Raw genomic sequence first — 12,190 nt, forward strand, 5'->3', positions numbered from 1 at the left:
AGCGTGTCCGGGGTCGAAAGTCCACCGGGGACCGCAGCGGGGTCAGTCCAGTTCGGACGGTGCGACAGTCCCTTTCGGACACTGCCCGGCTCCTTTGACGTTCAACACCTTCCGCGCCACGACCGGCTCTGCCCCAAGGCCCGGCAGGAGCGCTGAAAGCTAGAGCCGCCGGGAAAGCGGGATGCGCAGCGCGGCTTCCGTGCCCGACACCCGCGCCCCGGCCTTGTCGCTGCTGACCTTGCGCAGCGAGAGGGACCCCCGCAGCTCCGACTCCACCAGGGTCCGCACGATCTGCAGGCCGAGGCCGTCGCTGCGTTCCAGGGAGAACCCCGAGGGCAGGCCGCGGCCGTTGTCGCGGATGACCACGTCCAGCCAGCGCGCCGAGCGCTCCACCACCAGCTCGACCTTGCCCGGCCGGCCCTGCGGGAACGCGTGCTCGATGGCGTTCTGCACCAGCTCGGCCAGCACCATCACCAGCGGCGTCGCGATCTCCGCGATCACGATGCCGAACGAGCCCTTCCGGGTCAGCCCGACCTGCGACTCCGCGGTGGCGACCTCGCCGACCATCGGCAGCACGTTGTCGAGCAGCTTGTCGAGGTCCACGCGCTCGTCCACGGAGATGGACAGCGCCTCGTGCACCATCGCGATCGACGAGACCCGGCGCACGGACTCGCCGAGGGCCAGCCGCGCCTCCTCGCTCGACGTGCGGCGCGACTGGAGCCGCAGCAGGGCCGCGACGGTCTGGAGGTTGTTCTTCACCCGGTGGTGGATCTCGCGGATCGTCGCGTCCTTGGACAGCAGCGCGCGGTCGCGGCGCTTGACCTCGGTGACGTCGCGGACCAGTACCAGCGCGCCCGCCGCCTGGCCCGCGGGGCGCAGCGGCAGGGCGCGGAACAGCACCACGGCGCCGCGCCGCGAGTCGGCCTCGGTGCGCGTCGACGGCTTACCGTCGAGGGCCTCGATGATGCGGTGCGAGATCTCGGTGGCGTCGAACGGGTCGCGGATCAGCGAGCGCGTCAACGGGGCCAGCCGCTGCCCGACCAGATCGGACTCGTGGCCCATCCGGTGGTAGGCGGACAGGCCGTTGGGGCTGGCGAACACCACGGTGCCCGTCGGGTCCAGCCGGATCAGGCCGTCACCGACGCGCGGGCTGGTGTGGGTGTCGGTCTGGTTGCCGCCGCCGGGCGGGAAGGTGCCGTCCACGATCATCTGGCACAGGTCGCCCGCGCTGCCCAGGTAGGCGATCTCCAACGGGCTCGGCACGCGCGGCGCGGCGAGGTTCGTCTCGCGGCTCATCACCCCGACCACCTCGCCGCCGAAACTCACCGGCACGGCCTCGCGGCGCATCGGCACGTCGCGGTACCAGTGCGGGTCCTCCTCGCGGCAGATCCGCACCTCACGCACGGCCTTGGCCAGCTGCGGGTGCTCCTCGACGGTGAACCGCGTGCCGACGACGTCCTCGGGGTGCGCGGTCGGCGCCGTGGTCGGGCGGGCGTGCGCGACGCAGACGAAGTCGCCGCCGTCGGTCTGCAGGTCCTTGGCGACAGGCACCCAGAGCAGGAAGTCGGCGAACGAGAGGTCGGCCAGCAGCTGCCACTCGGCGACGACGGTCTGCAGGTGGTCGGCCGCTTCACCGGTGAGGCCGGTGTTCTCGGCGAGCAGGTCGGAAAGGGTCGACACGGCGTTACCCGGCCGTCCCGGCCACGGTGACGGCCGCGTCGGGCCCGGTCGTGGCAGTCCTGTCCGCGCAGCTCATGCTCGCCATCCAACCAGAGCGACCCCGGATCAGCACGGGTGCCGCGGGTGAGCCGGGGCACGCATGACACACTGGAACGGTTGACCCGAGCCCGGCAGGTGTGCCCGCACCCCCGCCCACGGGCCATCCGGTGCAAGTACGAGGAGTGAAGCATGTCGAAGCGCGCCCGCAAGCGTCGCGACCGTAAGAAGAACGGCGCGAACCACGGCAAGAAGCCCAACGCCTGATTTCCGGCGTACGGACGCGACACGGCCCCCGCACCAGCTGGTACGGGGGCCGTCGTCGTTACCAAAAAGCCGGAAGTCAGCCGACCGGGAGAGGCGACCGATCTGCACCGACTGCTTACTTCCGGCCGGTTTGGTGTCTACCGGCACAGTGAGCCGCTTGAGCGAAGGGCTACTCGCCGGTCCGCTGCTCGATGGTGACTTCGGTGCGCTCCACGGTCACCCCGCCGCGGGTGGCGACGGTCTGCCGGATCGAGGCGCGCAGCCTGCTCTTCAGGTCGTCCGGGGCGTGGTCGCCGCCGCACTTGCGGGCCAGCAGGTGCTTGAGCTGCTCGTCGATCCCGTACTCCTCGAGGCACGGCGGGCAGTCGTCGATGTGCCGCCGGAGCTCGGCGTCACGGCCGGGGCTGCACTCCTTGTCCAGGAGCAGGAAGATCTCCGAAAGCGCCTCTTCGCACCGGACCTTGTCCTTGGCACCCTTGGCGTCCTTCGAGCCGTCACCCGTGCTCATCGCTTACCCACCTCCTGGCGGTCGCCGCGGATGAAGCCGCGCTCGCGCGCGACGTCGGCGAGCAGGTCGCGCAGCTGGGCGCGGCCACGGTGCAGGCGGGACATCACGGTGCCGATCGGCGTGTCCATGATCTCGGCGATCTCCTTGTAGGCGAAGCCCTCGACATCCGCCAGGTAGACGGCCAGCCGGAACTCCTCGGGCAGCTTCTGCAGCGCGGCCTTCACGTCGACGTCGGGGAGGTTGTCCATCGCCTCGACCTCGGCCGAGCGCAGGCCGACCGAGGTGTGATTCTCCGCCTTGGCGATCTGCCAGTCGGTGATCTCCTCGGTGGGCTGCTGCACCGGCTGCCGCTGCCGCTTGCGGTAGCCGTTGATGTAGGTGTTGGTGAGGATGCGGTACATCCACGCCTTCAGGTTGGTGCCGGCCTTGAACGACGCGAACGCGGCGTAGGCCTTCAGGTACGTCTCCTGGACCAGGTCCTCGGCGTCGGCAGGGTTGCGGGTCATCCGCATCGCGGCCGAATACAGCTGGTCGAGCAGGGGCATTGCGTCCCGCTCGAAGCGTTCGGCCAGCTCCAGCTCGTCGGTCGCCGTCTCCGGCGCGGAGTTGGGGGTGCTCGGCAAACCGTTCCCTTCCCGATCGGCGTCGATGCGCGGGCGCGCATACGGCAGGATCGAGTTTACGCGGGGTCCGGAGAGGCCTGAACCCCCCGGGCTCTCGGGCCGGCGCCGGGCTGGGCGAGTGGTGGCGAGCGTGCTGTTCACATCGGCTACAACAGAGCGTGGCGGCGGTCCATTCCCGCACCACTCGTAGACTCGACGGCCATGGCGGGCAAGGGAACTCCGGCGACGGCGCTGCTCACGAAGCAGAAGGTGGCGCACGTCCTGCACGCGTACAACCACGATCCGCGCGCCGATTCGTACGGCCTGGAGGCCGTCGAAGCGCTGGGGCTGGAGCCGGCCCGGGTGTTCAAGACGCTGGTGGCCGAGGTCGAGGGCAAGCTGGTCGTGGGCGTGGTGCCGGTCACCGGCCAGCTCGACCTGAAGGCGCTGGCCATGGCCGCGGGCGGCAAGAAGGCCAAGATGGCCGACCCGGCCGCCGCCCAGCGGGCCACCGGTTACGTGCTGGGCGGGATCTCGCCGCTGGGCCACCGCAGCCGCCTCCCGGTGGTGATCGACACGACCGCCGGCGCGTTTCCCACGGTGTACTGCTCGGCCGGCCGACGCGGCCTCGAGGTCGAACTCGCCCCGGCCGACCTGGTCCGGCTGACGAACGCGGTGGTCGCCGGGATCGCGGCCTAGCCGATCGCGGTCAGCCAGGTCTCTTCCAGGTGGAGCGCGGCTTCTTCGGTGCGGCGCACGCGGAACTCGGACATCCGGAGATCGGCGTGGCCCCACGGGTCGAACGGGTCCAGCAGCTGACGGCCGAAGTGTCCCCAAGGGATGGTCCACGGTTCGTCGTCGAGGTCGATGTACGCCGCGGCAAGGACTTCCGCGCTGACGCCGACGGCGCGCGCGATGGCGTGCGGGTCACCGTCCAAGGAGAACTGATCGGGCCCGGGCCAGGCTTCGGTGTACAGCTTCAGCCCGCCGGGCAGGTGGACGGCGGACTGCTGGTGGTTCTCCCCGCGGTCGATGCTCGCCGCGCCGATGATCCTGGCCTCGGGATGGCGTTCGGCCAGGGCGCTGGTCACGTCCCACAGGGTCTTGTCGAAGCTGTCGCCCGCGAGGGCGGGGTCGGAGATGCCGATGACGCTGCCCCAGCAACCGACCGCGACGAGGTCCAGGTCCACGCGCGTCTCCGGAGACGAGCGGACGGCACCGGTTTCGGGCAGCTCTTCGAGGACCGCGTCGACGGTGGGGAAAGACTCGGCCAACGCCCGGGCCCGCGCCGGATCGTGCGGCGCGAAGTTGGCGGGACTGCTGCGCGCGTGCGGCTGGAACGGAGGGAAGACGACGGCGAGGGTGAACTCGCCGTAGCCGTTGACTTCCTGGTCGTCGATCACCCGGACACCGTAGTGAAAACCGGCGCTCCGGCCCGCGGGTTTCGCCGAACCACGCGTCAAAGATGCGGCCGCAGCACCCGTCCCAGCCACTCGGTGGCCGCCCGCGACACCGCCTCCAGATCGGCGGAAAGGTTGTGGTCGCCGGGAATCAGCAGGACTTCGTGGTGCGGGCCGGGCGAGGGGCGGCCGAACGGGTCGCGTTCGCCCTGGATCACCAGCGCCGGGACCTCCACCGCGTCCAGCTCCGGCTGACGGGTCTTCTCCGGCTTGCCCGGCGGGTGCTCCGGGAACGCCAGGCACAGCACCGCCACCGCCTGGCCCGCGGACGCCGTGCGGCACGCCACGCGCGCGCCCGAGGAGCGGCCGCCGAACACCAGCGGCAGGTCGTCGAACCGGGCGGACAGCTCGTCGGCCACCGTCAGCCACGCCGAGTCCAGCTGCTTCACCGGCGCGGGAGCACGGCGGCCCGCGACGCGGTACGGCTGCTCCACCAGCGCGACGTGCACGCCCGCTTCCTTCGCGGCGCGCGCCACCACGACGAGGTCCTTCGCACCGATGCCGCCACCGGCTCCGTGGCCGAGCATCAGCACCGCGACCCCGTCCTTCGCGCAGTGCAGCTCGGCCCGCGCGAGGCCGTGGTCGGTGTCGATCTCCAAGGTGGTCATTTCACCTCGAACAGGCCGTCGTCCAGCGGCTGGACCGGCGTCTCGACGCGCTCCAGCAGTTCGGGGCCGTTGTTGCGTACGTTGTTGACCAGGCTGGAAATCGGCCGCAGCTCGAGCGATTCCACGATCGCGGGCGGGGTCGGCACCATCAGGCCGTCGACGTCGTCGCGGTCCGGGTCCAGCCAGCCGTCCCAGTGCTCGCGCGGGACGATCAGCGGCATCCGGTGGTGCACGTCGGTGAGCTGCCCGGCGGCGTCCGTGGTGATGATCGAGAACGTGACCAGCGGGTCGGCCTCGCCGTCGTCCTTCGGCCGCCAGGTCTCCCAGATCCCGCCGAACGCGATCGACGAACCGGCCGGGTCCGTCATGTAGAACGGCTCCTTCTCCTTGCCCGTGCGCCGCCACTCGAACCAGCCGTCGGCGGGCACCAGGCACCGCCGCGAGGCCAGCGCGCGCTTGAACGCGGGTTTTTCACGCGCCGTCTCGGAGCGGGTGTTGATCATCCGCGAACCCACGGACGGGTCCTTCGCCCAGAACGGCACCAGGCCCCACCGCATAATTCGGAGCGAGCGCTCGGCCGGCTCGTCCTCGAGCACCAGGCCTTCGGCGTCCCGGGGATGGCGCTGCACCACAGTCACGACGTTCTTCGTGGGCGCGACGTTGTGGTCCACCCGGGCCCGGCCCTCGGTCAGGTCGACCGCGGCGAACTCCTCGATCAGCGCCGCCGGATCCTTCGTCGCGGCGTAACGGCCGCACATGCCAACCTCCTCCGATACCGGGCCCCGGGACCAATCGTTACACGCAGGCCGGGCCGGGCGCGAGCGCCATGGGATCATTCGGCCAGGCAGGACTAGGCGGAAGGACGTGGGCGGCTTGGCGCGAGGCGACTGGAGCAAGCTGGACGAATCCGATGTGCGGGTCCGTCCCGGCAAGGGCACCAGGCCGCGCAGCAAGCGCCGCCCCGAGCACGCCGACGCCGTCACCGCGATGGTGGTCGGCAAGGACCGGGGCCGCTGGACCTGCGCGATCGACGCCGACCCGGACCAGCTCGTGACGGCCATGCGCGCCCGCGAGATGGGCCGCGTCTCGGTGGTCGTGGGTGACATGGTGGGCGTGGTCGGCGACGTCTCGGGCAAGCCGGACACGCTCGCCCGAATCATCCGCGTCGACGAGCGCTCCAGCGTGCTGCGCCGCACAGCCGACGACACCGACCCGTACGAGCGGGTGGTGGTCGCGAACGCCGCGCAGCTGCTGATCGTGACGTCGCTGGCCGACCCGCCGCCGCGGACCGGGTTCATCGACCGCTGCCTCGTCGCCTGTTACGCGGGCGGGGTGGAACCCGTGCTGTGCCTGACCAAAGCCGATCTGGCGAGCCCGGACGAGCTGCTCGCCGGCTACGCGGGGCTCGACGTGCCCGCCGTCGTCACCCGGCACGACGAGAAGCCCGAAGGCCTCGCGGAACGGCTGGAAGGCCGCGTGACGGCGCTGGTCGGGCACTCCGGCGTCGGCAAGTCCACGCTGGTCAACCGCCTGGTGCCGGACGCTTACCTGGCGACCGGCGACGTGAGCGCGGTCGGCAAGGGCCGGCACACCTCCGTCGCGGCCGTCGCGCTGCCGCTCCCCCTGGCCGGCGGCGGCTGGGTGGTCGACACCCCGGGCATCCGCTCGTTCGGGCTGGCCCACGTGACCAGCGACGACATCGTCAAGGCGTTCGAGGAGTTCGCCGAGGCCGCCGAGGAGTGCCCGACCAACTGCGGCCACCTCGGCCCGCCCGAGGACCCGGACTGCGCGCTGGACGACGTCGTCACCGACGGCCGCGCGGGCGCCGACCGGCTGGCCTCGCTGCGCCGGCTGCTCACTTCACGCGCGGGCACGCTCGAGACGTGACGTACATCGTTTTGCACGAAAACGGTGTAACCGCTCCCTCTGTCCGGCGATACTGCGGGTGAAAACGACCTTTCACAGGGGGAGAAGCATGCGCAAGACCACTTTCGCCGTCGCCGCGGGCGCCGCGCTGGCACTCGTGCTGACGGGCTGTGGGGCGAAGAGCGAGTCCGGCACCGCCTCGGCCGGCGGCGCCAAGCCGGAGCTGGGGCTGGCGGCGCCGTTCGGCAACGTGCTGGAGCTCGCGAGCGCGGCGAAGCAGGGCACGGAGAAGTCGAAGTCCGCGAAGATGTCCATGGAGATGGCGGCCGGCGGCAAGACCGAGTCCATGCAGGGCGCGATGTCGTTCAACGGCGCGGACTCCGCGTTCACCATGACGATGACGGGCGCGGAAGGCCCGACCGAGATGCGCTACGTCGACAAGACGCTGTACATGAAGGTGCCCGCGAGCGAGGCGTCGCAGTTCGGCACCGCCAAGGCGTGGCTGAAGATCTCGCCGGACGCCACGGACCCGCTTTCGCAGGCGTTCAGCAAGGCGATGTCGCAGGCTTCGGAGCAGGGTGACCCGTCGCGGGTGCTGGACCAGGTCGCCAAGGCCGGCCGGATCATCAGCTCCGACCAGACCCAGCTCGCCGGCGAGCAGGTCAACCACTACGTGGTGGAGCTGGACGTGGACAAGGCCGTCGACCAGTTCACCGGCCAGCTGCCGGCCGACGTCAAGGCCAAGATGACCGAGATGCTCAAGGGCAAGAACATCAAGATCCCGGCCGAGCTGTGGCTCAACAAGGACCAGCTGCCCGTTCAGATCACCATGGACCAGGGCCCGATGATGCAGGCGATGGGCGCCGGCGCGGCCGGCTCGGGCAAGACCACCGTCAAGTACAGCGACTGGGGCACCCCGGTCGACGTGACCGCCCCGCCGGCCGACCAGGTCGGGGACTTCGGCGAGATCGTGAAGAAGCTGGGTCACTGACCCATTCCGCGTAAGAGTGGGTCCCCCGAACGGGTTCGGGGGACCCACTGTGCTTTTGTAGGGTCTCTTTCCGCCGGTCAGGACGGGGTTCCGGATGCGCAGGACGGCCTTGGCCCTCGGTGCCGTACTCGCCGTGACCCTCACCGGCGCCTGCTCCGGCAACTCGGCGCCGCTGTTCTCCGACGCCCGCGCGCTCGCCGACGCGGCCTCGGCCGCCACCGTCGCCGGGCACTCGGCGAAGTTCACCACCGACGTCGCGGCGGGGACTCTCGTTTCGCACGGGCAGGGGCAGGCGAAGTTCGCGGCGGACGGCACTTCCCTGGTGATGACCACGGACTACATCGGCGAGCCGCTGGAACTGCGGCTGGTGGCCGGGCAGCTGTACGCGAAGGTCCCGGAGGGCTCGCGCGACCAGGTGACCGGCGGGAAGCCGTGGGTGAAGGTGTCCCCCGACGGCAGCGACCCGTTCTCCCAGGTGCTCGGCGGCAGCCTCGTGCAGCTGACCGAGCAGAACGACCCGGCGCGCACGCTCGCGCAGGTCCGCACGGCGGGGACCCTCGCCTCCGGCGAGCGGACCCAGCTCGACGGCGTCGGCGCCGAGCACTACCGGGTGGACGTCGACCTGGCGAAACTCGGCTCGGAGCTGCCCGCCGGACTGCCGCCGGGCAGCGTGGCGCCCGGCACGAAAGTCCCCCTCGAACTGTGGCTCGACGCGGCGCACCGGCCGTTGCAGCTGGTGCTGGACCTGTCTCCGATCCTCAAGGGGGCTGAGGGAGCCCGGATCACCGCGCGTTACAGCGCTTGGGGCTCGCCGGTGGACGTCCAGGCTCCCGCTGCCGACCAGCTGGGCGCGTTCGCCGGCAGCTGACCGGCTTCGGGGAACGGGTTACAGCAGCTCCAGGAAAAACGGCAGCTCCTGCGGTGCGTACCAGGCCAGCTCGTGGTCTTCCGCGTCGCCGAGGGCGAACTCGGCGTCCTCGTCACCCAGGTCGGCGGCGTCGATCACGTCGGCCGCCGCGGCGACGGCCTCGGTGGCCTCCGGCGCGTCCACGTGGATGGCGGCGATCTGCGCCAGCGGCACCGGGCCGTCGAGGCGCACCACGGGCGCGTCCAGGTCCGAGCGCAGCGTCACGTTGTCGACGTCGGCGGATACGACGACGCGGCGTGGCTCCGCCTTCTCCTCCGCCGCGATCAGGCGGATCGACGCGCGCGCTGCGTCGAGGAGCGCGGCGTACTCCAGCTCTTCGTCGGAGCCGCTGACGTACGCCTCGCGCAGCGCGGGCGTCAGCGCGAATCCCGTGCCGCTGCGGGCGCGGAACTCGCCGTTCGCTTCGAGGTCACGGAGCATCGCGATCGTCGCGGGGAGATAAACCCTCACCAGTGCGCACCCTTCAGTTCTTCCAGCGCTTCCTCGATCATCCCGCCGAGCAGCCCGATGTCGAACGCGGCCTTGCGGTCGCCGTTGAGTCCGAAGTAGACACCGCCGTGGTAGGACGTGACCCCGATCGCCAGCGCCTGGGTGCGCATCAGCGGCATCACGGGGAACATCTCCACCAGTCTCGCCTCCCCCGCGTACATCGGCACCTGCGGCCCCGGCGAGTTGGTGACCATCACGTTGAAGATGCGCCCGGACAGCGATCCGGCGGCCCGCGCGCCGAGCGAGTGCAGCGTCGCCGGCGCGAACCCGCCGACCTTCAGCAGCCCGCGCGCGGCCACCGAGCGGCCGGACTCCAGGTGCTCGGAGATGGCGTGCCCGATGTGCTGCAGCCGCAGCACGGCGTTGGGCTCCCCCACCGGCAGGTCGATGAGGAACGCCGCCACCTGGTTGCCGACCAGCGCGGGCGTGGAGAACTCGGCCGTTTCGGCGTCTCGCACGGCCATCGGCACCAGCGCGCGGACGGTGGTCGTCGGGGTCAGGCTCGAACCGCGCGAGAGCAGCCATTCGCGCAGGGCGCCGGTGATGGCCGCGAGGACCACGTCGTTCACCGTGCCGCCGTGCTCGGCGCGGACCTTGCGGAAGTCCTCCAGCCGCGTGCGCACCACGGAGAACAGCCGGCCGCCGGACACGCGCACGTTCAGCGGCCCGGACGGCGCCGGGCTCACCACCGTGCGCAGCGTCGACGCGACGCCACCGAGGGTTTCGGCCACCTTGCCCAGCGAAGCGACGGCGTCGTCCGCGGCCGAGCGCACGTTCTCCACCAGCTCGGTCGGGCGTTGCACGGTCTCGGTGACGGCGTCGAGCACCAGCTGCGCCCGGCTCGGCTCGCGCCGGGGCGTCCAGGTGTCCTCGAACGGCTCCGGCGGCGCCGGGCGCGCGTCCAGGATGAGCTGGCCGAGGTCGATCGTGCCGATTCCGTCCACAACGGACTGGTGCGTTTTCGTCACCAGCGCCACGCGGTCGCCGGACAGCCCCTCGACGAAGTACGCCTCCCACAGCGGCCGCTCGGGCGCCAGCCGTCGCGAGATCAGGCGCGCGACCAGGTCGAACAGCTGCTCGTCGGTCCCCGGCTGCGGCAGCGCGGAACGTCGGACGTGGTAGTTGAGGTCGAAGTCGGTGTCGTCCACCCACACCGGGCGCGCGAGGTGGCCGGGCACCGTCAGCACCCGCTGGCGGTACCGCGGCAGGAACGCCAGCCGCGCGCCGATCAGGTCCAGCAGCTGCCCGTAGTCGAACCCGGTGCGCGGCCGCTCGAAGATCGCCACGCTGCCGACGTGCATCGGGGTCGCGTGGTCCTCGACGTACAGGAAGGAGGCGTCCAGCGCGGACAGGCGGTCGGGCATGAGCCGATCCTTACACAGTGCGAGACTGGCTCGCGTGGGTGATGACGAGGCGGTTTCGCCGAAAGACCGGTTCCTGACCGTGTACGGGCGCAAGCCGGTGCTCGAGGCGCTGGCGGACACCGCTCTCGAGGTCGACAAGGTGATCCTCGCCGACACCGCGCGCGGCCCGGGCGCCACGGAAATCCAGCGCGCGGCGAAGGCGGCCGGCGTGCCGGTCCAGCGCGCGAGCGCACACCGGGTGAAAGTGCTGGCCGGCAACGGCAAACAGGACCAGGGCGTCCTCGCCGACGTCGTCGCCCCGCGGATGCGCTCCCTCGCCGCAGCACTGGACGACCGCCGCCCACCCGCGCGCGTCCTGCTGCTCGACGGCATCACGACGCCGGCGAACGTCGGCATGATCCTCCGCACAGCCACCGCGGCCGGGTTGGAGGGAGTGGTCGTGCCACGTCGGGGCGTCGCCGCGCTGGATCCCCTGGTGGTCAAGGCTTCCGCGGGCGTCGCATTCCGCGCCCCGGTGCTGCGTTGCGGCAGCGCGCGCGAAGCGGCGGAGTTGCTGACGGAGGCGGGGTACAGCCTGTACGCACTGGGCGCCTCCGCGAAGACGACGCTGTATGACGCGGAATTGCCTCAGCGTGCGGCCTTTGTTCTTGGCGCGGAGACCGCGGGGGTCGGCGAGGAGGTCGGCGAGCTGGTGACGGAATGGCTGTCGATTCCGATGCCTGGTGATGTTGAATCGCTGAATGTCTCGGCCGCGGCGGCGGTGCTGTCGTTCGAACTGGTGCGGCGCGCGGTCGGCTGAACGGGCGGCTCGTCGAGCTTGGTGGGCACGCTGATGTGGCGGCTTTGCCTCAGCGCGCGGCCTTCGTTCCGGGTGCCGGAGCCGCGGGCGTCGGCGAGCTGGTGACCGAATGGCTGCCCATCCCGATGCCCGGAGGCGGCCTTGCCGCCGTTCGAACTGGTTCGGCGCGCCGTCAGGTGAACAAGGCGGCCAGTTCGTCGAGGGTCGCGGGCATGGTGATGTGGTGGATGCCGACCAGTCCGGCGTCGGCGGCGCCTTGGACGTTTCGGGCGGCGTCGTCGATGAAGACGCAGCTGGCGGCGGAGAGCCCGAGCCGTTCGGCGGCGATGAGGTAGATCTCGCGGTTCGGCTTGGCGACGCCGACCTCACCGGAGAAGACCAGGGCGTCGAAGTACTCGGACAGCTCGGCCTTCGCCGCGGGACCGGCGCCGGGCGCGTTGGACACGAGCGCGGTGCGGGTGCCGCGGGCCCGGGCGGTGCGGAGGTAGTCGTAGAGCAGGTGCGCGTCGGGGTCGGTCAGGACACCCGCGTAGTCGACCAGCAACCCTTTGAGCACCCGGCCCACCCTAGCCTCGGCCGGCCGTAGCACAGC

General features: G+C 71.2%; 15 protein-coding genes. 6 read left to right on the forward strand and 9 right to left on the reverse strand.

Annotation, left to right across the window (positions count from 1 at the left end):
• Positions 1-159: 159 nt before the first annotated feature.
• Positions 160-1,680, reverse strand: coding sequence for a sensor histidine kinase (locus OG371_RS07690; protein ID WP_329066999.1), 1,521 nt, complete (start codon positions 1,678-1,680; stop codon positions 160-162).
• 228 nt (positions 1,681-1,908) lie between these two features.
• On the opposite strand from OG371_RS07690, the gene OG371_RS47365 reads away from it, so the two are divergent.
• Positions 1,909-1,983: a 50S ribosomal protein bL37 gene (locus OG371_RS47365; protein WP_098515123.1), complete on the forward strand. Its 75-nt coding sequence runs from the start codon at positions 1,909-1,911 to the stop codon at positions 1,981-1,983.
• A gap of 169 nt (positions 1,984-2,152) precedes the next feature.
• Here the strand turns inward: OG371_RS47365 and rsrA are convergent, their stop codons facing one another.
• Both rsrA and OG371_RS07700 read right to left on the reverse strand, forming a co-directional pair.
• Positions 2,153-2,491, reverse strand: coding sequence for a mycothiol system anti-sigma-R factor (rsrA, locus tag OG371_RS07695; RefSeq protein WP_329067001.1), 339 nt, complete (start codon positions 2,489-2,491; stop codon positions 2,153-2,155).
• Positions 2,488-3,114, reverse strand: a complete 627-nt coding sequence (locus OG371_RS07700) for a sigma-70 family RNA polymerase sigma factor (protein WP_329067004.1) — start codon at positions 3,112-3,114, stop codon at positions 2,488-2,490. The genes rsrA and OG371_RS07700 overlap by 4 nt, the downstream gene beginning before the upstream one ends.
• Positions 3,115-3,315: 201 nt before the next feature.
• On the opposite strand from OG371_RS07700, the gene ybaK reads away from it, so the two are divergent.
• Positions 3,316-3,792, forward strand: a complete 477-nt coding sequence (ybaK, locus tag OG371_RS07705; protein WP_329067006.1) for a Cys-tRNA(Pro) deacylase — start codon at positions 3,316-3,318, stop codon at positions 3,790-3,792.
• Here ybaK and OG371_RS07710 read toward each other — a convergent pair.
• From OG371_RS07710 to OG371_RS07720, 3 genes are read right to left on the reverse strand one after another with little or no spacing between them, the layout of a single operon-like run.
• Positions 3,789-4,496 (reverse strand): DUF6333 family protein, encoded by a 708-nt coding sequence (locus OG371_RS07710; RefSeq protein WP_329067009.1) that lies wholly within the window; start codon positions 4,494-4,496, stop codon positions 3,789-3,791. The genes ybaK and OG371_RS07710 overlap by 4 nt on opposite strands.
• Positions 4,497-4,552: 56 nt before the next feature.
• Positions 4,553-5,161 carry an alpha/beta hydrolase family protein gene (locus OG371_RS07715; protein WP_329067011.1) on the reverse strand — a complete coding sequence of 203 codons (609 nt, stop codon included), beginning with the start codon at positions 5,159-5,161 and terminating at the stop codon, positions 4,553-4,555.
• Complete coding sequence (locus OG371_RS07720; protein ID WP_329067012.1) at positions 5,158-5,919, reverse strand: SOS response-associated peptidase; 762 nt, start codon at positions 5,917-5,919, stop codon at positions 5,158-5,160. The genes OG371_RS07715 and OG371_RS07720 overlap by 4 nt, the downstream gene beginning before the upstream one ends.
• 115 nt (positions 5,920-6,034) lie before the next feature.
• Between OG371_RS07720 and rsgA the strand changes: the two genes are divergently transcribed.
• The 3 genes from rsgA to OG371_RS07735 all read left to right on the forward strand — a co-directional run bounded on the left by rsgA (position 6,035) and on the right by OG371_RS07735 (position 8,886).
• Entirely contained in the window at positions 6,035-7,048 is a 1,014-nt protein-coding gene (gene rsgA / locus OG371_RS07725) for a ribosome small subunit-dependent GTPase A (RefSeq protein WP_329067014.1), read from the forward strand.
• An 88-nt stretch (positions 7,049-7,136) separates the two neighbouring features.
• Positions 7,137-8,018: a hypothetical protein gene (locus OG371_RS07730; protein ID WP_329067016.1), complete on the forward strand. Its 882-nt coding sequence runs from the start codon at positions 7,137-7,139 to the stop codon at positions 8,016-8,018.
• 94 nt (positions 8,019-8,112) lie between these two features.
• The gene (locus OG371_RS07735) at positions 8,113-8,886 is read left to right on the forward strand and encodes a hypothetical protein (protein WP_329067018.1); all 774 of its coding nucleotides are present in this window, start codon (positions 8,113-8,115) and stop codon (positions 8,884-8,886) included.
• Positions 8,887-8,904: 18 nt separating this feature from the next.
• Here OG371_RS07735 and OG371_RS07740 read toward each other — a convergent pair whose 3' ends face one another.
• Positions 8,905-9,396 carry a DUF6912 family protein gene (locus OG371_RS07740; protein WP_329067021.1) on the reverse strand — a complete coding sequence of 164 codons (492 nt, stop codon included), beginning with the start codon at positions 9,394-9,396 and terminating at the stop codon, positions 8,905-8,907.
• Positions 9,393-10,799: a WS/DGAT/MGAT family O-acyltransferase gene (locus tag OG371_RS07745; RefSeq protein WP_329067023.1), complete on the reverse strand. Its 1,407-nt coding sequence runs from the start codon at positions 10,797-10,799 to the stop codon at positions 9,393-9,395. The genes OG371_RS07740 and OG371_RS07745 overlap by 4 nt, the downstream gene beginning before the upstream one ends.
• 34 nt (positions 10,800-10,833) lie before the next feature.
• On the opposite strand from OG371_RS07745, the gene OG371_RS07750 reads away from it, so the two are divergent.
• Positions 10,834-11,598 (forward strand): TrmH family RNA methyltransferase, encoded by a 765-nt coding sequence (locus OG371_RS07750; protein ID WP_329067026.1) that lies wholly within the window; start codon positions 10,834-10,836, stop codon positions 11,596-11,598.
• A gap of 172 nt (positions 11,599-11,770) precedes the next feature.
• On the opposite strand, the gene OG371_RS07760 is transcribed toward OG371_RS07750, so the two are convergent.
• Positions 11,771-12,154 (reverse strand): HAD-IA family hydrolase, encoded by a 384-nt coding sequence (locus tag OG371_RS07760; RefSeq protein ID WP_329067028.1) that lies wholly within the window; start codon positions 12,152-12,154, stop codon positions 11,771-11,773.
• Positions 12,155-12,190 lie beyond the last annotated feature (36 nt).

The organism is Amycolatopsis sp. NBC_01480 (assembly GCF_036227205.1).
Classification (GTDB): domain Bacteria; phylum Actinomycetota; class Actinomycetes; order Mycobacteriales; family Pseudonocardiaceae; genus Amycolatopsis.

Coding starts and splice junctions, on each gene's coding strand:
- rsrA (WP_329067001.1), bottom strand. CDS start 2,491: ATGAGCACGGGTGACGGCTCGAAGGACGCCAAGGGTGCCAAGGACAAG.
- ybaK (WP_329067006.1), top strand. CDS start 3,316: ATGGCGGGCAAGGGAACTCCGGCGACGGCGCTGCTCACGAAGCAGAAG.
- OG371_RS07715 (WP_329067011.1), bottom strand. CDS start 5,161: ATGACCACCTTGGAGATCGACACCGACCACGGCCTCGCGCGGGCCGAG.
- OG371_RS07720 (WP_329067012.1), bottom strand. CDS start 5,919: ATGTGCGGCCGTTACGCCGCGACGAAGGATCCGGCGGCGCTGATCGAG.
- OG371_RS07730 (WP_329067016.1), top strand. CDS start 7,137: ATGCGCAAGACCACTTTCGCCGTCGCCGCGGGCGCCGCGCTGGCACTC.
- OG371_RS07735 (WP_329067018.1), top strand. CDS start 8,113: ATGCGCAGGACGGCCTTGGCCCTCGGTGCCGTACTCGCCGTGACCCTC.
- OG371_RS07745 (WP_329067023.1), bottom strand. CDS start 10,799: ATGCCCGACCGCCTGTCCGCGCTGGACGCCTCCTTCCTGTACGTCGAG.